Below are 21927 nucleotides of genomic sequence, written 5' to 3'. Positions count from 1 at the left end.
TTTGCATGGTCAGAAATTCCCCACAAACCAGTCTTTGACGCGGCCGACCGCAGTCTTCATCGAGCCGTTTTTCTGGGCTACCTTGAAGCCGCGCAGACGGCCGATACGCGCCTCTTCCAGCAAGCCCATGACGGTGGCCGCACGCGGCTGGGCCACCATGTCAGACAATGCACCGCGGTACTTGGGCACGCCGCGGCGCACCGGTTTCAAAAAGATGTCTTCGCCCAGTTCGACCATGCCGGGCATGACTACGCTACCGCCGGTTAAAACGATGCCGCTGGACAAGACTTCTTCAAAGCCCGACTCGCGGATGACCTGGGCCACCAGCGAATAGATTTCTTCGACACGCGGTTCGATCACACCAGCCAGCGCCTGGCGGCTCAGCATGCGCGGGCCACGGTCGCCCAAGCCAGGCACTTCCACCTGGGCTTCCGGGTCGGCCAGCAATTGCTTGGCGTAGCCGCTTTCGACCTTGATGTCTTCCGCGTCCTTGGTCGGCGTGCGCAAGGCCATGGCGATGTCGCTGGTGATCAGGTCGCCAGCGATCGGAATCACCGCCGTGTGACGGATCGCGCCGTTGGTGAAGATAGCCACATCAGTCGTGCCCGCGCCAATGTCCACCAATGCCACACCGAGCTCGCGTTCATCTTCGGTCAGTACCGACAGGCTGCTGGCCAAGGGGTTCAGCATCAGCTGGTCCACATCCAGACCGCAGCGGCGCACGCATTTGATGATGTTCTCTGCCGCGCTCTGGGCACCGGTCACGATATGCACCTTGGCCTCCAGGCGGATGCCGCTCATGCCGATGGGCTCTTTCACGTCCTGGCCGTCGATGACGAACTCCTGCGGCTCGACCAACAGTAGGCGCTGGTCGGTACTGATGTTGATCGCCTTGGCGGTTTCCACCACGCGGGCCACGTCGGCGGCCGTGACTTCGCGGTCTTTCACCGCCACCATGCCGCTGGAATTGATACCGCGGATATGGCTGCCGGTGATGCCGGTATAGACGTGCGAAATCTTGCAGTCAGCCATCAGTTCGGCCTCTTTCAGTGCCAGCTGGATGCTTTGCACCGTGGCGTCGATATTCACCACCACGCCGCGCTTCAGCCCGTTGCTCGGGGCCACGCCAAAGCCGGCCAGCTTCAGCTCGCCACCGGGCATGACTTCCGCCACCACGACCATCACCTTGGCCGTGCCAATGTCTACGCCGACGACCAAGTCTTTGTACTCTTTTGCCATAGTTCGTCCTGTATCAGTCTATTTTCCAAAGCACCCTGGCCGGCTTACGGGCCGCCAGGGCGCTGTGGGAAATGGATTCAGTGGTCCACCGGCAGCGCTTTGCGCACTGCGGGTGCAACCACTGTCGTCACGCCACGCAAGCGCAGCGCATAACCCTCGCCGTAACGCAAATCTGCTTGCTCCACCGCATTCGCTCCACGCCCGTACTGGCGCGCCACCTGGGTCACCGTGCCCAGAAAACGCTGCAGGCGCTGCGTGATCTCGTCGCTGGTGCCGCGACCCAGCTCGATCACACCGCCGGAATCCAGTTGGGCGCGCCAGCCGCCCCGGTTGGTCAGCTCCAACTCGTCCAGCGACACATCCAACGGGGTAAACATGGGCTCCAGCGTGTGGTACATGCCCAGCACCTGGCTGGACTGCCCGTCGGGACCGTTGAGGTGAGGCAGGTCATCGCGCTCCACCTCGTCCACGTTGGCCTCGAAGACTTCGCCAAAGTTGTTCAGCAGGCGGGACGAATCCTCATCCCCCCAATAAGCCGCCACCTGGTGCTCCTGCAGCACCACCTTCAAACGATTGGGAAACTCACGGCGCACAACGGCCCGGCGCACCCAGGGCACGGCCTCGAAGGCGGCACGGGTCGCAGCCAGGTCCACGGTGAAGAAGGTGCCCTTGATCTTGCCGCCCAGGTTGGCGCGCAGCGTGACTTCGTTGTTGTGCGCCACGTCGCCCACCACCGAGATCGACTGGATGGCAAACATGGGCTGGCGCGCGGCCCATTTCACCAGGCCGGCCACGCCCAGGACGAGCGCGCCCAGGAACAGCACCGAGGCGGTGGCGTTCATGAGTTTCACGTCCATGGGGGTGGGCAGCTTTTGCATACTCAGGCGGCCTAGCTTCCGTAATCCAGGGCCGCCGACTGCAGCAGGCGCAGGCACAGGGCCTCATATGACAGGCCTGCCGCGCGCGCCGACATGGGTACCAGGGAATGGCCGGTCATGCCGGGCGAGGTGTTGATTTCCAGCAGATAGGGCTTGCGCGTCTTGGCGTCAATCATCACGTCAGCACGGGCCCAGCCGCGGCAGCCCAGCGTCAGATAGGCCTGGCGCACCATGGCCTGGATGGCGGCCTCTTCGCCGTCGGGCAGGCCGCAGGGCACCAGGTACTGGGTCACGTCGGTAAAGTATTTGTTCTGGTAGTCGTAGTTGCCTTCGGGCGCCACGATGCGTATCACCGGCAGCACCTCGGCCTGTGCGCCGCTGCCCAGCACGGGTACGGTCACCTCGTCACCGCTGACGAATTGCTCGCACAGCACGCTGGGGTCCAGCTGTGCGGCCAGGGCATAAGCAGCATCGCACTGCTCCAGGCTCATGACCTTGGTCAAGCCGATGGTGGAGCCTTCGCGCGCAGGCTTGACGATCATGGGTGCGCCCAGCTGGGCGAAGGCGGTGCGCGCAGCCTCGGCGCTGTCCACCACAAACCAACCAGGGGTAGGCAGACCTTCGGCGCGCCATATGCGCTTGGTCATGACCTTGTCGATACCGATGCTGGAGGCCATCACGCCGGAGCCGGTGTAAGGAATGCCCAGCAATTCCAGCGCACCCTGCACCGTGCCGTCTTCGCCAAAGCGGCCATGCAGTGCAATGAAGCAACGCGCAAAGCCATCGCGCTTGAGCTCGGACAGATCGCGCTCGCCGGTGTCGAAGGCATGGGCGTCCACGCCCTGGCTGCGCAGCGCGGCCAGCACGCCGGTGCCGGACATCAGCGAGACTTCGCGCTCTGCCGATGCGCCGCCCATCAGCACGGCGACTTTTCCGAGGTTTAGGTTATTTGCGGTCATAGCGCAGACGCTGCCTCCACTGCATGCTCTTTTTTCGATAGCATTTCGACCACCTTGGCCGGCACGGTGCCGATGGAGCCCGCCCCCATGCACAGCACCACGTCACCATCGCGGGCGTTGTCGTAAATGGCCTGCGGCATGGTGGCGATGTCGTCCACAAACACCGGCTCCACCTTGCCCGCCACGCGCAGCGCGCGTGTCAGCGCACGGCCGTCTGCCGCCACGATGGGCGCCTCGCCTGCAGCATAGATTTCAGACAGCAGCACCACGTCGGCCTCGCCAATCACCTTGACGAAGTCCTCGAAGCAGTCGCGGGTGCGGCTGTATCGGTGCGGCTGGAAGGCCAGCACCAGACGCCGCCCGGGGAAGGCGCCGCGCGCTGCAGCCAGGGTGGCGGCCATTTCAACCGGGTGGTGGCCATAGTCGTCCACCACGCTGAACTGCCCGCCACCCTGCGCTGGCAGATCGCCATAAGGCTGGAAGCGCCGGCCCACGCCCTGGAAGCTGGCCAGGGCACGCTGCACGGCTTCATCAGGGATATTCAGCTCCACCGCCACGGCGATTGCCGACAGTGCATTCAGCACGTTGTGCCGGCCGGCTAGATTCAAAACCACTGGCAGATCGGGCAAGGTCACGCCGTTGCGCCGCTCCACCGTGAAGTGCATTTGACCGCCCACAGCGCGCACGTCGATGGCGCGCACCTGGGCACCCTCTTCAAAGCCGTAGCTGGTAATGGGGCAGGTCACATCCTCCAGGATGGAGCGCACGCCGGGGTCATCGGTGCACAGAATGGCCGTGCCGTAGAACGGCATGCGGTGCAGAAAGTCCACAAAGGCCTGCTTCAGGCGGCCCAGGTCATGGCCATAGGTTTCCATGTGGTCGGCGTCGATATTCGTCACCACGGCCATCACTGGCAGCAGGTGCAGAAAAGACGCGTCGGACTCGTCGGCCTCGACCACGATGTAGTCGCCGTTGCCCAGCTTGGCGTTGGCGCCCGCGCTGTTCAACCGGCCACCGATCACAAAGGTCGGGTCCAGACCGGCCTCCATCAGCACACTGGACACCAAGCTGGTAGTGGTGGTCTTACCGTGCGTGCCGGCAATCGCAATGCCCTGCTTCAGGCGCATCAGCTCGGCAAGCATCAGGGCGCGCGGCACGATGGGCACATGGTTCTCGCGCGCGGCCAGCACCTCGGGGTTGTCGGCCTTGACCGCCGTGGAGGTGACGATGGCATCCGCCCCGGACACATTCGCCGGGTCGTGGCCGATAAAGGTGTGTATGCCCAGGCCGCCCAGACGGCGCAGCGTTGCGCTGTCGGACTGGTCCGAGCCCGACACCACATAGCCCAGCTTGTGCAGCACCTCGGCAATCGCCGACATGCCCGAGCCGCCAATGCCGACAAAGTGCAAATGTCTTACAGCGTGTTTCATGCGGCGAGCTCCTCACAGGCGGCGACTACGGCTTCGGTAGCCCCTATTTTTTGCATCATTTTTGCCTTTTGCGCAGATTCCACCAGCGTGGATCGCTCTAATTTCTGTAGCATTTCTGCCAATCCCTGGGGCGTCAGTTCGCGCTGAGGCAGCAGCCAGCCTGCGCCGGCCTGCACCAGGAACCGCGCATTCACCGTCTGGTGATCGTCCACCGCCGCTGGGAACGGCACGAACAGCGCTGCCGCGCCCACGGCGGCCAGCTCGGTCACCGTGCTGGCGCCGGCTCGGCAAATCACCAGATCGGCATCCGCATAGGCCTGGGCCGTGTCGTCGATAAAAGGCGTCAGCTCGGCCTCCACGCCGGCTGCGGCATAGCTGGCGCGCAAGGCGTCGATCTGCTTGGCGCCGCTCTGGTGCAGCACACTGGGGCGCTGCACAGCTGGAATCATGGCCAGCGCCTGGGGTACGGCGTCGTTCAAGGCCTTGGCCCCCAGGCTGCCGCCCACCACCAGCAGACGCAAAGGCCCGCTGCGCTGCGCGAACCGGCTGGCCGGATCGGCCTGGTGCAGGAAAGCGGTACGCAGCGGATTGCCCACCCAGCGGCCACGCGGCAGCACATCCGGGAAGGCAGTAAACACCCGCTTGGCCAGCCGCGCCAGCAGCTTATTGGCCGTACCGGCCACGGAGTTTTGCTCGTGCAGCACCAAAGGTTTGCCCATCAGCGCAGCCATCACGCCGCCAGGGAAGGTGATGTAGCCCCCCAGGCCCAGCACCACGTCCGGGCGCACCCGGCGCAGCACCTGCATGCTTTGCCAGCAGGCTTTGCCCAGGCGCAGCGGCAGGCGCAGCAGCGTGCCCAGGCCCTTGCCACGCACACCGCCAAACTCCACCGATTCAAAGGCAAAGCCACGCGGTGGCACCAGCTGCTGCTCCATGCTGCCAGGCACGCCCAGCCAATGCACGCGCCAGCCGCGTTCGCGCAGGGCCTCGGCCACGGCCAGGCCCGGGAAGATATGCCCCCCAGTGCCACCGGCCATGACGAGTGCGCAACGTTGCTGGGTCATACCCTGACTCCATGCATCAATTGGCGGTTCTCAAAGTCCACTCGAAGCACTACCGCAAGAGCAATCAGGTTCCACAAAATGGCCGATCCGCCGAAACTCATCAACGGCAGGGTCAGACCCTTGGTGGGCAATGCGCCCAGGTTCACGCCCATATTGATGAAGGTCTGGAAGCCCATCCACAGGCCCACACCCTGCGCCACCAGGCCGGCGAACAGACGGTCCAGGGCGATGGACTGGCGGCCTATGTGCATGATGCGGCGTATCAACCAGAAGAACAGGCCGATCACGCAGATCACGCCCACCAAGCCAAATTCTTCGCCGATCACGGCCAACAAAAAGTCGGTATGCGCCTCGGGCAGCCAGCTCAACTTTTCGACACTGCCGCCCAGGCCCACGCCAAAAATCTCGCCACGCCCAAAGGCGATCAGCGAGTGCGATAGCTGGTAACCCTTGCCCAGAGCGTGCTTCTCGCTCCACGGGTCGAGGTAGGCAAAGATGCGCTCGCGCCGCCATTCGCTGAAAGCGATCATCAGCCCGAACGCGGTCACCAGAATGGTGGCGATCAGGAAGAACATGCGCGCATTCACGCCGCCCAGAAACAAAATGCCCATGGCGATCACGGCGATCACCATAAAGGCGCCCATGTCCGGCTCGGCCAGCAGCAGCACGCCAATCACGGCCACGGCCGCGCCCATCGGCAGCACGGCGCGCAAGAAGTTTTCCTTCACGTCCATCTTGCGCACCATGTAGTCGGCCGCGTACACCACGATGGCGAACTTGGCCATCTCCGACGGCTGAAAATTCATGATGCCCAGGGGCAGCCAGCGCCGCGCGCCGTACACCACCCGACCCACCCCGGGAATCAGCACCGCCACCAACAGCAGCAGCGAAACGATGAACAGCCAGGGTGCCCAGCGCTCCCAGGTGCGCATTGGCACCTGGAAGGAGATCAAGGCAGCCACAAAGGCCACACACAGAAAGGCCGCGTGGCGCACCAAAAAGAAGTTGTGGTCGTACTTGGCGAAGCGCGGGTTGTCCGGCATGGCGATGGAGGCGGAATACACCATCACCAGCCCCCAGGCCAGCAGCGCCACGGTGACCCATACCAGGGCCTGGTCAAAGCCATGCACGCGTGCCGGCTGGCTGGGCGTGCGCGAAAAGCCGCTGGCACCCAGGCGTACAGGCAAGGCATCGGCCGCGGCCTTGGGCAGGCCCTTGAACCAGTCACTGAAGCGCAGGGACAGGCCGCTCATGCTGCGTCCCCCATGTCGCCATTTGCCAGCGCCTGCACGGCCTCAACGAACACCTGGGCCCGGTGTTCGTAGTTCTTGAACATGTCAAAACTGGCGCAGGCGGGTGACATCAGTACCGCATCGCCCGGGTGGGCGCGCTGCGCCGCCAGTTGCACGGCATCGGCCATGCTGGCTGCATCCACCAATGCCACGCCAGCACCTTCCAGCGCACTGCGGATCAGCGGCGCGTCGCGGCCGATCAGCACCACGGCGCGCGCGTAGCGGGCGACAGGCGCGGCCAACGGCGTGAAGTCCTGGCCCTTGCCCTCGCCGCCCAGAATCAAAACAATGCGGCGATCGGCGCCCAGGCCGACCAGCGCCGCCACGGTGGCCCCTACATTCGTGCCCTTGCTGTCGTCGAAATACTCGACTTCGCGCACCGTGTTCACCGACTCCACGCGGTGCGGCTCGCCCTGGTATTCGCGCAGGCCATACAGCATGGGCGCCAGCGCGCAACCAGCGGCGCTGGCCAACGCCAAGGCGGCCAATGCGTTCACCGCGTTGTGCCGACCGCGGATGCGCAGGGCATCGGCCGGCATCAGGCGCTGGATGTACAAGTCGTCGGCAGCTTCGCTGCGTTTGCGCTTGGTCTCATCGGCCTCCAGCGCGCGCACCAGCCAGGCCATGCCGTTGACGATTTCGATACCGAAGTCGCCGGGCCGCTGCGGCATATCTGCACCAAAGGTGATGTGACGACGCAGCTGCGGCTTCTGCAGGCGCAACTTGATGGGCGCGGGCAACATGGCCATCACGCCCGGGTCTTCGCGGTTCAGCAGCATCAGGCCATGCTGGCCAAAGATACGGGCTTTGGCTGCGGCATAGGCCTGCATGCTGCCGTGCCAGTCCAGGTGGTCCTGCGTCAGGTTCAATACAGCGGCCGCCGTCGGCTCGAACCCCCTTGTCGCATCCAGTTGGAAGCTGGACAGCTCCAGCACCCAGACCTCGGGCAAAGTAGCGGCATCCATATGGCCGGCCAGGGTGTCCAGCAGCGTGGGGCCGATATTGCCGGCCACGGCCACGGTCTTGCCCGCACGCGCCACCAGTTGGCCGGTCAGCGAGGTTACCGTGGTCTTGCCATTGGTGCCGGTAATAGCCAACACGGCGGGTTGGTAACCCAGGACTTCAGCCGGGGCCGCAATCACCGGGGCCTCGCCTTCATCCGACAGCTCTACGGGAGCCGCTTCTTCCTCGGGCTCGGGCTGGACTTCGCTCTCTGGCGCGGCGGCGGTCTGGCGCAAATCGGCCAGCGCCTGGGCAAACAGGTCCAGCTCGCCGCCCACACGCAGGCCGGCGCGCTGCGCCTCGTCCAGCACCGGGGCCAAGACGTCGGGAGCCAGGCCCGGCGAGCGGTAGATCGCCTGCATGCCGTTCGCCAGTGCCGCCGTAAACGGGCCACCGATAAACACGGCGCCAGGTACTTCCTGCTGCAAGGTGGCCAGCTGCGGCGGCGCCTCGCGCGTGTCCGCCACCGTGACCTGCGCACCGTGGCGGGCGCACCAGCGCGCCATGGCCAGGCCGGACGCACCCAGGCCCAGGATCACGACAGGAAGGTCTTGCAGGTGGCGCATGGGCTTAACGCAGCTTCAGGGTGGACAAGCCCACCAGGCATAGCAACATGGTGATGATCCAGAAGCGCACGACGACCTGCGTTTCCTTCCAGCCGCTTTTTTCGAAATGGTGGTGCAGTGGCGCCATCTTCAGGATGCGCCGACCGGTGCCGTATTTTTTCTTGGTGAACTTGAACCAGCTGACCTGCAGCATCACGGACAAAGCCTCGACCACGAAGATGCCGCCCATGATGGACAGCACCACTTCCTGGCGCACGATGACGGCAATGGTGCCCAGAGCACCGCCCAGGGCCAGAGCCCCCACATCGCCCATGAACACCTGGGCCGGATAGGCGTTGAACCATAAAAAAGCCAGGCCGGCACCAGCCATGGCGGTACAGAACACCAGCAGCTCGCCCGCGCCCGTGATGTGCGGCAAAAACAGATAGCGCGAAAACACCGAGCTGCCCGTCACATAGGCAAACACGCCCAGCGCCGAGCCCACCAGCACCACCGGCATGATGGCCAAGCCGTCCAAGCCGTCGGTCAGGTTCACCGCATTGCTGGAGCCCACGATCACCAGATAGGTCAGCACCACAAAGCCCAGCACGCCCAGGGGATAGCTCACCTCTTTGAAGAAGGGCAGCATCAAACCGGCTTTGGGCGGCAGGTTCAAATCAAAGCCAGACTGCACCCAGCTCAGGAACAGCTCCAGCACCCGCAAATTGGAGTTTTCAGAAATGCTGAACACCAAATACAAAGCGGCCACCAGGCCGATCAGCGACTGCCACATGTATTTCTCACGTGAACGCATACCTTCCGGATCTTTGTTGACCACCTTGCGCCAGTCGTCCACCCAGCCTATGCCACCAAAGCCCAGGGTCACCAGCAGCACGATCCAGACAAAGCGGTTCGACAGATCCACCCACAGCAGGGTGGAGATGGCAATGGACAGCAGGATCAGCACGCCGCCCATGGTGGGCGTGCCCTGTTTGACCAGGTGGCTTTCCATGCCATAGCCACGGATGGGCTGGCCGATCTTCAGCGCGGTCAGGCGGCGGATCACAGCCGGGCCGGCAGCAATGCCGATCAGCAAGGCCGTCATGGCCGCCATCACCGCACGGAAGGTGAGGTACTGGAAAACGCGAAAAAACCCGAACTCGGGCGCCAGGGTTTGCAGCCACTGGGCAAGACTAAGCAGCACGGGACGGTTCCTTTGGATGTTGTTCTTGTGGTTCAGCCTGGGCTGCGATGAAAGCGACCACGCGCTCCATCTGCATGAAGCGCGAGCCTTTGACCAGCACGCTGGCCATGTGGGGTAATTGCTGCTGCACGGCGGCCAGCAGCGTGTCGATGTCTTCGAAATGCACGGCACCGGCAAACTGCGCACTGGCGTGGGCCGACAAACTTCCCAGCGTCAGCAGGCTGTCGATGCCGCTGTCCTGGGCCTGGGTACCCGCTTCGGCGTGGAATTGCGGCCCCTGGTCGCCCACCTCGCCCATATCGCCCAGCACCAGCATGCGCGGCCCGGGCAGCGCGGCCAGCACCTGCACGGCGGCTTTGACGGAGTCAGGGTTGGCGTTATAGGTGTCGTCCACCACGGTCAGGCTACGCCCGCCCATGGGCACGGCCAGCGCGCGCGAACGGCCCTTGACGGGCTCGAACACAGACAAGCCCTGGACCACGGCTGTCAACGGCACGCCGGCCGCCAAGGCGCACGCGGCGGCGGCCAATGAATTCTTGACGTTGTGCAAGCCGGCAATACGCAAACGGTAGGACAGCGTTCCCGCCGGGGTGTGGGCGCGGACCTGCCAGGCGCCATCGGCCCAGACTGGGGTTTCGGCATACACGTCGGCATCGGCCAGTGAAAACTGCAGGCAGCGGTGTACGCCCGCCAGGCCCCGCCATACCGGCGTGTAGTCATCGTCTGCCGGGAAGACGGCGACGCCATCCGCAGGCAGTGCGGCCAGCACGCTGCCGTTTTCCTGGGCGACAGCCTCTACCGTGGCCATGAACTCCAGGTGCTCGCGCTGCGCGTTGTTCACCAGGGCTACCGTGGGCTGTGCCATGGCGGCCAGTGCGGCGATTTCGCCGGGGTGGTTCATACCCAGCTCGACCACTGCCAGGCGGTGGTGGGCGCGCAGACGCAACAGGGTCAGCGGCACGCCGATGGCGTTGTTGTAATTGCCCTGGGTGGCCAGCATGGCGTCCGGCTGCGCGGCCCGCAGTATGGACGCCAGCATTTGCGTCACCGTGGTCTTGCCATTGCTGCCGGTCACCGCGATCAGCGGCAAACTGTATTGGGCGCGCCAGCCGGTCGCCAAGGCCCCCAGCGCCGCCAGACTGTCATCCACCTTGATGCACGGCAGGCCAGGCAGCGCATGGCCGTGGTGGCAGATTGCGGCTGCGGCACCCTGCACACGGGCACGCTCCAGCAGAAGATTGGCGTCGAAGTTGTCGCCCTTCAGCGCCACGAAGAGATCACCGGACTGCAGGCTGCGGGTATCGGAGTGCACACGGTGGATGGCCACCGTCGCATCGCCGCTGATGCGTGCGCCGGGAATCCAGGCAGCCGCCTGCTGCAGCGTCATCATGGCGCTCATACCTGGCCTCCCTGGGCACGCTGGGCCAGTGCTGCTTCTGCATGTGTTTTGTCGGAAAAAGGATGCTTGACCCCGGCCACTTCCTGGGTAGCCTCGTGGCCCTTGCCTGCCAACAGGACAACGTCCTGCGGCGCGGCCTGGGCAATGGCTTCGGCGATGGCCTCGGCACGGTCTGACTGGACCCGCACGCAGGCGTTGTGGCTCAGGCCCAGCAAAATCTGGCTGATGATGGCCTCGGGGCGCTCGCTGCGCGGGTTGTCGCTGGTCACCAGTACAAAGTCCGCATTCTTCTCGGCCACTGCAGCCATTAGCGGGCGCTTGGAGTTGTCGCGGTCGCCACCACAGCCAAACACGCACCACAGCTTGCCGCCACGCGCCTCGGCCAAGGGCCGTAGCGCCAGCAAGGCCTTGTCCAGGGCATCGGGCGTGTGCGCATAGTCAATCGCCACCAGGGGCTGGCCGGGCGGGTTCAGGCAGTCCATGCGGCCAGGCACCGGCAGCAGGCCATCGCAGGCACGCACCGCTTCGTCCAGCGGCACGCCCAGCGCCCGCATGGTGCCGATCACGCCCAGCAGATTGGCCACGTTGTACTGGCCAATCACGGAAGATTGCAGGCGGCAGGACTGCGCGCCTTCCACCACCTCGAAACTCAGACCTGCGGCCTCGTAGCGGATATTGCGCGCCTGCAGACGGGCGCTGTGGGCACACGATAGGGTCCAAACGTCCAGCCCGCTCAGGGAGGCAGCCAGCACAGAGCCCTGTGGATCGTCCACATTCACCACGGCCGCTTGCAGGCCGGGCCAACGGAACAAGGCTTCCTTGGCCTGCCAATACGCTTCGGTACTGCCGTGGTAGTCCAGATGGTCCTGGGTGAAATTGGTGAAGACCGCCACGCGGATCTTCGTGCCGTCCAGCCGGCGCTCTACGACGCCGATGCTGGAAGCTTCGATGGCGCAGGCGCCCAGGCCCAGGTCCACAAAGCCGCGGAAGGAGTTTTGCAACAGAACCGGATCGGGCGTGGTCAGGCCGGTAGCTAGCACATCGGGCGGAATTCCCACACCCAAAGTACCCACTACCGCGCAAGGTGCCTGCGCATAACGCTGCACTTTTGATAGCGCCTGGGCTAGCCACCAGGTGGTAGAGGTTTTGCCGTTGGTGCCGGTAACGGCCAGCACGTCCAACTGCTGGCTGGGGTGTTTGAAATAAGCGGCGGCAATCGGTCCGGTGCTGGCCTTCAAGCCGGTATAGCTGGCCACCGCGTCGCTGGTGAAGCCGAAGGCAGCACTGCCCTCTTGTTCGACCAGGCAGGCGCTTGCGCCCTGGGCCAGTGCGGCCTGAACAAACTTGCGGCCATCGGTGGCTGCCCCCGGCCAGGCGATGAATCCATCGCCTGGCTGGATGGCGCGGCTGTCGACGCGCAGCGCACCCGTCACCCGGCTTTGCAGCCAGGCTACCGCTTCGGCAGGCGTGTGTAGTTCCAGCATCAGAACGACTCCTCCACGGCCTTGGACACCACCTGGGCCTTGACGTCCAGATCGGGCTGCACGCCCATCATGCGCAAGGTTTGCTGTACCACTTCACTGAACACCGGCGCGGCCACGATACCGCCGTAGTACGAGCCCGCGCTGGGTTCATCCACCATCACGGCAACGATGATGCGCGGCTTTTCAATGGGTGCCATGCCGGTAAACCAGGCGCGGTATTTGTTGCTGGCGTAGCCCTTGCCGACCTGCTTGTGCGCCGTGCCGGACTTGCCGCCCACCGAATAACCTACAGTCTGCGCCAAGGGACCTGTGCCGCCCGGGCCGGCGGCCAGTTGCAGCATCTTGCGTACTGCAGCGGCGTTCTGCGCCGAGAACACCTGCACGCCCACAGCCGGTTCATCCGACTTGAGCATGGTGGCTGGAATGATTTTTCCGTCGTGGGCAAAAGCCGTATAGGAATGCGCCATCTGGAACAGCGAGGCCGACAGACCGTAGCCGTAAGACATGGTGGCCTGCTCGATCGGGCGCCAGGACTTCCAGGGGCGCAAACGCCCGGTCACGGCACCCGGGAAGGTCAGCTGCGGCTTCTGGCCGAAGCCCACCGCGGTGAACGAGTCCCACATCTCGTGCGGACTCATGCGCTGCGAGATCTTGGTGGCGCCCACGTTGCTGGACTTCTGGATCACGCCCTCCACCGTCAGCAAACCATAGTTGTGCGTGTCGGTGATGGTGGAGCCGGTCACGGTATAGCGCCCAGGCGAGGTGTCGATCGGCGTTTGCGGCGTGATGCGACCCAACTCCAGGGCTGTCGCCACGGTGATGGGTTTCATGGTGGAGCCGGGCTCGAAGGTATCGGTCAGGGCGCGGTTGCGCAGCTGTTCACCAGTCAGGTTCTTGCGGTTGTCCGGCGAATAGCTGGGATAGTTGGCCAGCGCCAGCACTTCGCCCGTGATGGTGTCCAGCACCACCACGCTACCGGCCTTGGCCTTGTTGGCAATGACGGCATCGCGCAGCTTCTGGTAGGCGAAGAACTGCACCTTGCTGTCGATACTGAGCTGGATCTCGCGGCCATCGACCGGCGGCACCTGGTCGCCGATGTCTTCCACCACGCGCCCCATGCGGTCCTTGATGACGCGGCGCGAACCGGGCTTACCACCCAATTCCTTGTTGAAAGCCAGTTCGATGCCATCCTGGCCGTTGTCTTCCACGTTGGTAAAGCCAACCACGTGGGCAATCGCCTCGCCTTCGGGGTACTGGCGCTTGTATTCCTTGCGCAGATAAATACCCTTGATACCCAGGGCTGTGATCTGCTGGGTAATCGGCTCATCCACCTGGCGCTTGATCCAGACAAAGCTCTTGTCTTCGTCCAGCTTCTTGTTCAGGTCAGCCAGCGGCATTTCCAGCAGCTTGGCCAATTGCTTGAGTTTGGCCGGATCGTGGTCCACGTCCTCCGGGATCGCCCAGACGCTGGGCGCAATCACGCTGGAGGCCAGGATCAAGCCGTTGCGATCCAGAATGCGGCCCCGATTGGCCGGCAGTTCCAGGGTACGGGCAAAGCGCACCTCGCCCTGGTGCTGGTAGAAGGCATTGCCAATCACCTGGATATAGGCAGCACGCGCCGTCAGCCCCAGAAAGCCGACGGCAATCGCGGCCACCACCAGCTTGCTACGCCATACCGGTGTTTTACTGGCCAGCAAAGGGCTGGAGGTATAGCGAACGCTGCGGCTCATGGCGTTCCTCCCGCAGCGGATGCCAGGGGAGCCACCGTCACGTACTGGGTGATGGCGGGTGAGCTGGTGCGCATCTGCAACTGTTCTTTGGCCAGCTTCTCCACCCGCAAAGGCGTGGCCTGGGCGCGCTTTTCCACCTGCAAGCGTTCGTTTTCAATTTCCAGCTTTTGCGATAAGGCAACCGCACGGTCCACCTCAACAAACAGGCTGCGTGATTCGTACTGGATGCGCACCAGATACAAGGCGCTGGCCAGTACGGCGAGCAGCAACACCAAGTTCAGCCGGGTCATGGCGCCGCCGTCCTGCGTGCAACCCGCATCACCGCGCTGCGTGAACGCTTATTACCAGCCACCTCTTGCGCACTGGGCTTGACGCGACCCAGCGACTCCAAAGGCATGGGACTCGAGCCCCCCAGCATCCAGTCAGGGGTGCGGCGGTCCACCACCTCTCGGGCATGCTTGGCGATGAATTGTTTGACGATGCGGTCTTCCAGCGAATGGAAGCTGATCACCACCAGCCGCCCACCGGGTTGCAGCACGCGCAGGCTGGCGTTCAGCGCAAGCTGCAACTCTTCCAGCTCGGCATTGATGAAAATCCGAAAAGCCTGAAATGTGCGCGTTGCCGGGTTTTGCCCCGCTTCGCGGGTCTTGACCGCGCCAGCCACGAGGTCGGCCAGTTCGGAGGTAGTGGTGATCGGGCCGCGCTCTTGTCGGCGCGCGACAATCGCCTTTGCAATGGGGCCAGCAAACCGTTCTTCACCGTAGTCACGTACCACCTCTGCGATCTGTTGAACTTCGGCTGTTGCCAGCCATTCGGCCACACTTTCACCGCGCGTGGGGTCCATGCGCATATCCAGCGGGCCATCGGAGCGGAAACTGAACCCCCGGGCCGGGTTGTCAATTTGGGGAGAGCTGATGCCCAGGTCCATCAACACGCCGGCCACACTGGCGTCGGGCAGCTCAGACAGATGGCGAAAGCCCTGGTGGCGGATGGAAAAGCGCGGGTCGGCAATGGTGGCGGCTTCGGCAATCGCCTCGGGATCGTGGTCAAAGGCGATCAAGCGATCGCCGTCCGCCATTTTGGATAACAACAGACGCGAATGGCCACCCCGACCGAAAGTAGCATCGACGTAAGTAGCCACAGCGCCATCGGCGCTGTGGGAAGGGGAGTCCGGCTTGTCGAGAAGCGCGTCAATCGCTTCATCCAACAAGACGGTGGTATGTTTCCACAACGTATCCACCGTAGGGCCTTAGAAAGAAAAATCCTGAAAAACCTCGGGCATCTCACCCTGCATGGCCTTGGCCTCCTGGGCATCGTAGGTGACCTTGTCCCAGAGTTCAAAATGCCGCCCCATGCCCAGCAGCATGGTGTCTTTGGCAATACCTGCCGCTTCACGCAACTCAGGCGACACCAGCACCCGGCCGGTGGCGTCCATATCCACATCCATCGCGTTACCCAGAAAGATGCGCTTCCACCACTGGGCCGACATAGGTAGCTCGGCAATACGTTCGCGGAACTTCTCCCACTCCGGGCGGGGGAACAGCATCAAGCAGCCGTGCGGGTGCTTGGTGATGGTCAGCTGACCGCCCGCAGTCGCGCTCAGCACGTCCCGGTGCCGGGTCGGCACCGATAAACGCCCCTTGGCATCCAGACTGAGAGACGAAGCCCCTTGAAACACAACTACTGCCCACCTTGCTTGAGAGTTGCAATCCGATGGAGCGTGCGAAGGCACTTTTCACCACTTAATTGCACTTTTTTGCACTGTAGCAGGAAAAAAAGACTGCGCCCATTCCGCAACTGGTATTTTTTGTAATCAAATCAAGGACTTAGACGTCGCCTTGCAAGTAGGAAAATGCAAAATACGTTCTAAATTAAGCACTTAGCGCACATTCTGAATGTGCCAGCTCAGATGGGCGACACGACAGGCGGTAACAAAAAAGTCCGGCAGGGGGCCAGACTTCGGTGCTCAGAGGATATAGCGGGATAAATCTTCGTTTTTGCTCAGCTCTTGCAGGCGCACGTCCACATATGCAGCGTCCACAACAACCGTCTGTCCAGTCAACTCGGCAGCCGCAAAGCTAACCTCATCGAGCAGGCGCTCCAACACCGTGGACAGCCGCCGCGCACCAATGTTCTCTGTACGCTCGTTCACGTCAAACGCAATGTGGGCCAGCCGGGTGATCCCCTCAGACGTGAACTCCAGAGTCACACTCTCCGTCGCCAGCAAAGCCTGGTACTGCTTGACCAAAGATGCATGGGTTTGGGTGAGGATGGCCTCGAAGTCCTGCACAGACAAGGACTGCAGCTCCACCCGTATCGGGAAGCGGCCTTGCAGCTCGGGGATCAGGTCGCTGGGTTTGCTCAAATGAAAAGCCCCCGAGGCGATGAACAGGATGTGGTCGGTTTTCACCGTGCCATATTTGGTCGATACCGTGGTACCTTCAACCAAGGGCAGCAAATCACGCTGCACCCCCTGACGCGAAACCTCGGCTCCAGAACCTTCGGAACGAGATGTCACCTTGTCGATTTCATCGATAAAGACTATGCCGTTTTGCTCTGCATTATGGATAGCCTGGGTTCTGATATCTTCTTCATTCACCAGCTTGGCGGCCTCTTCCTCGACCAGGAGCTTCATGGCCTCGTCAATACGCAGCTTGCGGGTCTTGCGCTTGGGTTGCCCAATCTGACTGAACATGCCGCGCAGCTGCTCGGTCATTTCCTCCATGCCTGGCGGACCCATGATCTCCAGCTGAGCCTTGGCATCCGCAAGCTCCAGCTCGATTTCCTTGTCGTCCAGCTGGTGCTCGCGCAGCTTCTTGCGGAACGCCTGGCGCGCAGCACTGTCCGCCACGGCAGGCGTGGCCGGCGTAAAACCGAAATCCGCTCCGCTGGCGGCACTGCGGGCAGGGGGAATCAGAATATCCAAAATACGCTCTTCGGCAGCATCCTCAGCGCGGGTGCGCACCTTACGCATTTCAGTTTCGCGGGTTTGTTTGACGGCAATATCGGCCAGGTCACGGATGATGGCATCCACATCCTTGCCCACATAACCCACCTCAGTGAACTTGGTAGCTTCGACCTTGATGAAAGGCGCATCCGCCAGGCGAGCCAAACGGCGGGCGATTTCGGTTTTACCCACACCGGTGGGGCCAATCATGAGAATGTTCTTGGGCGTGATCTCAAAGCGCAGGGCCTCCGGCACCTGCTGGCGGCGCCAACGGTTACGCAGTGCAATAGCCACCGCACGCTTGGCCTGGTGCTGGCCAACGATATGGCGGTCGAGTTCAGAAACGATTTCTTGGGGCGTCATCGAGGACATGGTGCTTACTCTATTCTGGACAATGGCTGCGGCTGACGCGCAAACTCAAAGGACTTCAATGGTGTGGTGCATATTGGTGTAGATGCACAGTTCGCCGGCGATTTCCAGCGACTTTTTGACTATCTCCTGGGCTGACAAATCGGTGTTGTCCAGCAAGGCCTTGGCGGCAGACTGTGCAAAGGCACCGCCCGACCCGATAGCCACAATGCCATTTTCCGGCTCCAGCACATCGCCATTGCCCGTGATGATCAGCGAAGCCGTACTATCTGCCACCGCTAGCATGGCCTCCAGGCGGCGCAGCACGCGGTCGGTACGCCAATCCTTGGTCAGCTCGATGGCCGCACGCACCAAGTGGCCCTGGTGCTTTTCCAGCTTGCCCTCAAACCGTTCAAACAGCGTGAATGCGTCCGCCGTCGCACCGGCAAAACCAGCCAGCACCCGGTCATGGTGCAATTTGCGCACCTTGCGCGCCGTACCCTTGACCACGATATTGCCCAGCGTGACCTGGCCATCTCCGCCAATCGCAACCTGCATACCGGTCGGGGTTTTGCGCCGCACACTGAGGATGGTGGTACCGTGAAATTGCTCCATAGGATCCAAATAAGAGGTGAGCGCCATCCATGCAGCCGGCCCGATTGTGCCGGCAGCCAAGGCTCAATTCCTGCGGGGAATCACCTTGGCATGTTCATTGATGCCGACAATGTTGAAGAAAATCGCAGCCAGTCTGTGCAGGCCGGTAAAACGCACGCTGCGCCCTGCAGCATGGTGAAGCGCAGCCCAGTTCAGTACAGAACCGGCCGCCGAAAAATCAATGCGAACCAAATAGTCACAAGGCACGACCACAGTGGCGGCGCCATCCGCCCAAACGTCTACCCTGGCCAATATATCTGCTGCATCGCCCTCCACCACGCCGCTTAAGCCCGTGTGCTGCATACCCTGGATGGAGTCGCCCCCCCCCATATCGGTATGTTTGAACATGGAGTCAGCTGGCTGACGGGATAACGGCGCACCGGGTACGGCCTCCTCATCGGGCGCGGACAAGACCACGCAGGAACATCGCACATCCTGCCATGAGGGCGGGGACACCTCGTAGGTGATGCAGTACTCCAGCGCAACCATGTCAAATGCATCGTGGTTGCGCAAAATACGCAGCAAATCCAGCCGCAAACGCCACCAGGCCTGGTTGACGCCCGCATCCCCCGTTCGGGCTTGGCTCTGCACCACGGCTTCCAGGCGATCGATACGCAAAAAACTCAGGCGCACGGCCTGGTGCGTCCAGCTGTCCAGCAGGGCATTCAGCCCCTCCAGCGCCGCTACATCGATAGAAACCAAATGGGACCAATCGATCTGCAACCTGGACGGCGCACCGCGCTGCAGCGCGAGCCGCAGATTCGCCACCGTGGTAGCACCCAGCACACTGGGGCTGGTCCAGTTGAAATCATTGTCCGCCTGCGCCGCCGGCGTACTGGCAGTTCCCCAGCGCCCCGCCTGCTCTGGAATGGAAAACCAGTTGGGCGCAGAGCGGCCAAACCGGGTCGCGTAATCAATGCCCGCAACGTCAAACCGATCAGCCCGATCGGTCGCGCGGTAAAAGTCAAACAAAGTGGCCCAGAGTTCGGAATTGCCGTCCGCGCCATGCTCGGCCCGCAGCAAAGCCTGGATGAGGGCCTCTACCGCATCCACATCTCCGTTGGCGAAACGGATCGCCGCCTCGTCCAGCTCGGGGATATGCACAAAATCCACGTCGTCCAACCCGCCAGCACCCTGTGCGTCAGCGGAAAAATTGATCTGGGTATCCAGCGCCGCCAACATATCCACCATGGGCTCGCTCGATGACGTACTTTCCCGCAGCGGAGCAACCTCGGTCGGTGCAAACGCCGTGGAGGCCACCGTGGGGGACAAGGGAGATGGCACCGTAGGTGCAAAAGAAGTGGCAGTACCCGCTGCCGACACCGACTCGGCTGGCAGCAGCCCCGCCCGAGACGACAAGGGCACGGCAGACTTGCCGCCCGTTGCATCCTTGGCTTTCCACCATTGGCGCGACATCTGCTCTTCAATCTCATCGATCTTCTTGATCGTACCCGCGCGGTCATCCAGCTTGGACTGGATGGACTGCATGCTGCTCTGAAAGAAAGAAGGCCGCTCCGCCGCATCCGCCGCCTGCGGCTGGGCTTCGTTCTGGCGCAACTTACGCAGCTGGTCAAACTCACGGCGCCGCACAAAGTCATTGCGGCGCTTGCGCTCAATCATTTCCTTGAGCATCTGCTTGCTGTACTGGCTTTCCTTGTCCGTCTCCGGCTGGTCAAGGTCAGACCAGTTCGTCGTCGGGTTACGAACGAACTTGACGACCTTGGACAGCAAACCAGAAGGTTCGTTAGGGGGCATGGCTAACCTGGTACGACCGGGGAATCAGAGTGAAACAGCAATATGCTCAATCGCCGAACATCTTCTGCTTGAGCTCGCGACGCTGCTGGGCTTCCAGCGACAGCGTGGCGGTAGGACGCGCCAGCAAGCGACCGACGCCGATAGGCTCCCCGGTTTCGTCGCAGTAGCCATAGTCGCCCGCATCGATGCGGTTGATGGACTGCTCGATCTTCTTGAGTAGCTTGCGCTCACGGTCACGGGTACGCAACTCCAGGGCATGCTCTTCCTCGATCGTGGCGCGGTCGGCTGGATCGGGCACGACCACCGTGTCTTCACGCAAATGTTCGGTGGTTTCACCGGCGTTGTTCAGCATATCCTGCTTCAGCGCCACCAGCTTGAGACGGAAGAAAGCCGTCTGCTTTTCGTTCATGTACTCGCTGTCAGGCATGGCCATGACTTCGGCATCGGTCAATTTGTCGGCCGGCGTTGTCTTCCAGTTGTTGGCCAGCTTGGGGTCCTTCTTGGCGGCAACGTGCGGTGGCGGCGCAATCATGGGCTCTGGCGCGTTCTGCATATAGCTGGACTTGGCGGCCGTGGAGGCCACGGTGGGCGCCATGGAAGGCACGGTCAGCTGGGCCAACCGCGAGGACGGGCGGGTACTTTTTGCTGGGATGGCCATGTACCGCGGCCCGGTCTGGGTCGTTTCGGTCGTAGCTTCCGGGGTCGCCGGCTTGGGTGCGGTTGTCACTTTGGGGGGGTACTCACGGTTGGCGCGGGGCAATTGCTACCGCCGCTGACTTCTTAGATTTTGTGGGTGGGTACGTGGTAAAGCGAGCATGCAGCTTCGCACGCATGCACCGACCCGCAGACTTAAAGCCGCCAGCCGTATTTCCATGCAAGAACGAAGCCATCATGTATTCACCCGCTGCAGCGGGGCCCTTTCACCAACATTGACCTTACACCAAACACTGCTCCATGCCTTGCAAAAAGATGTCTTTCGGCAGATCAATACCAATAAACACCATTTTGCTGCTGCGCTTCTCATCTTCGGCCCAAGCTGGGCCCAGGTCGCTGCCCATCAACTGATGCACGCCCTGGAAAATGACTTTACGCTCGGTGCCTTGCATATTCAAGACGCCTTTGTAGCGCAACATGCGCGGGCCGTAAATATTAACAACAGCGCCGAGAAAATCTTCCAGCTTGGCCGGATCAAACGGGCGATCGGCTTTGAATACAAAGCTTTTCACATCGTCGTCATGGTGATGGTGGTGCCCCTCATGGCCGTGGTCATGCTGGTGCGAGGGGTGGTCGCAGTGCTCACCCTCGGCATGGTCGTGGTGGTCATGATCGTCTTCCTTGAGGAAGTCGGGGTCGATGTCCAGCTTGGCATTCAGGTTGAAGCCGCGCAGGTCGAACACCTCGCTCAGGGGCACTTCGCCGAAGTGCACGGCCTTTTGCGGCGCCCGCGGGTTCATGTGCTTGAGGCGGTGCATCAGCGCATCGACCTCGGCCGGCTCGACCAGGTCAGTCTTGCTGATGAAGATCTGGTCGGCAAAACCCACCTGGCGGCGGGCTTCCTGGCGGTCGTTCAGCTGGGTTGCCGCATGTTTGGCGTCCACCAGGGTCAGGATCGAGTCCAGCAGATAGCTTTCGGCGATCTCGTCGTCCATGAAGAAGGTCTGGGCCACCGGGCCGGGGTCGGCCAGGCCAGTGGTTTCGATGACCACGCGCTCGAAGTCCAGCAGGCCCTTGCGCTTTTTGGCGGCCAGCAGGCTCAGGGTGGCGCGCAGGTCTTCGCGGATCGAGCAGCAGATGCAGCCGTTGTTCAGCTGGATGATTTGCTCGCCCGGCTCGGAGACCAGGATCTCGTTGTCGATGTTTTCTTCGCCAAACTCGTTTTCAACGACGGCGATCTTCTGGCCGTGGGCCTCGGTCAGCACGCGCTTGAGCAGCGTGGTCTTGCCCGAGCCCAGAAAGCCGGTCAGGATGGTGACGGGGATGAGTGCCATGGGTTCTTT

Annotated in this window: 19 protein-coding genes; all 19 read right to left on the bottom strand. The window is 62.6% G+C overall.

The genetic code is table 11. The features are described from left to right. Window positions 1-9: 9 nt before the first annotated feature. The gene (gene ftsA, locus AC07VY_RS12670; protein WP_490591098.1) at window positions 10-1239 is read right to left on the bottom strand and encodes a cell division protein FtsA; all 1230 of its coding nucleotides are present in this window, start codon (window positions 1237-1239) and stop codon (window positions 10-12) included. Between the two features lie 77 nt (window positions 1240-1316). Further along, window positions 1317-2096: a cell division protein FtsQ/DivIB gene (locus AC07VY_RS12665; RefSeq protein ID WP_495097554.1), complete on the bottom strand. Its 780-nt coding sequence runs from the start codon at window positions 2094-2096 to the stop codon at window positions 1317-1319. 32 nt (window positions 2097-2128) lie between these two features. Further along, complete coding sequence (locus AC07VY_RS12660) at window positions 2129-3076, bottom strand: D-alanine--D-alanine ligase (RefSeq protein ID WP_495097555.1); 948 nt, start codon at window positions 3074-3076, stop codon at window positions 2129-2131. After that, window positions 3073-4506, bottom strand: coding sequence for a UDP-N-acetylmuramate--L-alanine ligase (gene murC, locus AC07VY_RS12655; RefSeq protein WP_495097556.1), 1434 nt, complete (start codon window positions 4504-4506; stop codon window positions 3073-3075). The genes AC07VY_RS12660 and murC overlap by 4 nt, the downstream gene beginning before the upstream one ends. Beyond that, a complete protein-coding gene (gene murG / locus AC07VY_RS12650; protein WP_495097557.1) occupies window positions 4503-5570 on the bottom strand; it encodes an undecaprenyldiphospho-muramoylpentapeptide beta-N-acetylglucosaminyltransferase in 1068 nt (355 codons plus the stop codon). The genes murC and murG overlap by 4 nt, the downstream gene beginning before the upstream one ends. Then, window positions 5567-6823, bottom strand: coding sequence for a putative lipid II flippase FtsW (gene ftsW / locus AC07VY_RS12645; RefSeq protein WP_495074084.1), 1257 nt, complete (start codon window positions 6821-6823; stop codon window positions 5567-5569). The genes murG and ftsW overlap by 4 nt, the downstream gene beginning before the upstream one ends. Further along, window positions 6820-8430, bottom strand: a complete 1611-nt coding sequence (gene murD / locus AC07VY_RS12640) for a UDP-N-acetylmuramoyl-L-alanine--D-glutamate ligase (RefSeq protein ID WP_495097558.1) — start codon at window positions 8428-8430, stop codon at window positions 6820-6822. Before murD ends, ftsW begins: the two co-directional genes overlap by 4 nt. A gap of 4 nt (window positions 8431-8434) precedes the next feature. Continuing rightward, window positions 8435-9613, bottom strand: coding sequence for a phospho-N-acetylmuramoyl-pentapeptide-transferase (gene mraY / locus AC07VY_RS12635; protein ID WP_495074086.1), 1179 nt, complete (start codon window positions 9611-9613; stop codon window positions 8435-8437). After that, the gene (locus tag AC07VY_RS12630) at window positions 9603-11003 is read right to left on the bottom strand and encodes a UDP-N-acetylmuramoyl-tripeptide--D-alanyl-D-alanine ligase (RefSeq protein WP_495097720.1); all 1401 of its coding nucleotides are present in this window, start codon (window positions 11001-11003) and stop codon (window positions 9603-9605) included. Before AC07VY_RS12630 ends, mraY begins: the two co-directional genes overlap by 11 nt. A 5-nt stretch (window positions 11004-11008) precedes the next feature. Beyond that, entirely contained in the window at window positions 11009-12496 is a 1488-nt protein-coding gene (locus AC07VY_RS12625) for a UDP-N-acetylmuramoyl-L-alanyl-D-glutamate--2,6-diaminopimelate ligase (protein WP_495097559.1), read from the bottom strand. Further along, entirely contained in the window at window positions 12496-14226 is a 1731-nt protein-coding gene (locus tag AC07VY_RS12620) for a peptidoglycan D,D-transpeptidase FtsI family protein (protein ID WP_495074088.1), read from the bottom strand. Before AC07VY_RS12620 ends, AC07VY_RS12625 begins: the two co-directional genes overlap by 1 nt. Beyond that, window positions 14223-14516, bottom strand: coding sequence for a cell division protein FtsL (ftsL, locus tag AC07VY_RS12615; RefSeq protein WP_495074089.1), 294 nt, complete (start codon window positions 14514-14516; stop codon window positions 14223-14225). The genes AC07VY_RS12620 and ftsL overlap by 4 nt, the downstream gene beginning before the upstream one ends. Then, the gene (rsmH, locus tag AC07VY_RS12610; protein ID WP_495097560.1) at window positions 14513-15466 is read right to left on the bottom strand and encodes a 16S rRNA (cytosine(1402)-N(4))-methyltransferase RsmH; all 954 of its coding nucleotides are present in this window, start codon (window positions 15464-15466) and stop codon (window positions 14513-14515) included. The genes ftsL and rsmH overlap by 4 nt, the downstream gene beginning before the upstream one ends. Window positions 15467-15475: 9 nt before the next feature. Continuing rightward, window positions 15476-15904, bottom strand: a complete 429-nt coding sequence (mraZ, locus tag AC07VY_RS12605; protein ID WP_495097561.1) for a division/cell wall cluster transcriptional repressor MraZ — start codon at window positions 15902-15904, stop codon at window positions 15476-15478. 288 nt (window positions 15905-16192) lie between these two features. Next, window positions 16193-17545, bottom strand: a complete 1353-nt coding sequence (gene hslU, locus AC07VY_RS12600; RefSeq protein WP_495097562.1) for an ATP-dependent protease ATPase subunit HslU — start codon at window positions 17543-17545, stop codon at window positions 16193-16195. 45 nt (window positions 17546-17590) lie between these two features. Continuing rightward, the gene (gene hslV / locus AC07VY_RS12595) at window positions 17591-18136 is read right to left on the bottom strand and encodes an ATP-dependent protease subunit HslV (RefSeq protein ID WP_490591112.1); all 546 of its coding nucleotides are present in this window, start codon (window positions 18134-18136) and stop codon (window positions 17591-17593) included. Between the two features lie 63 nt (window positions 18137-18199). After that, window positions 18200-19930 (bottom strand): STAS domain-containing protein, encoded by a 1731-nt coding sequence (locus AC07VY_RS12590; RefSeq protein WP_495097563.1) that lies wholly within the window; start codon window positions 19928-19930, stop codon window positions 18200-18202. 46 nt (window positions 19931-19976) lie between these two features. Further along, window positions 19977-20588, bottom strand: coding sequence for an RNA polymerase-binding protein DksA (dksA, locus tag AC07VY_RS12585; protein WP_495074094.1), 612 nt, complete (start codon window positions 20586-20588; stop codon window positions 19977-19979). Window positions 20589-20865: 277 nt separating this feature from the next. Then, complete coding sequence (locus AC07VY_RS12580; protein ID WP_495097564.1) at window positions 20866-21918, bottom strand: CobW family GTP-binding protein; 1053 nt, start codon at window positions 21916-21918, stop codon at window positions 20866-20868. Between the last annotated feature and the right edge of the window lie 9 nt (window positions 21919-21927).

The organism is Rhodoferax sp. GW821-FHT02C08, assembly GCF_059421805.1.
Note: the sequence above shows the minus strand (reverse complement) of the source record. Positions and strands in the feature narration are given on the sequence as shown.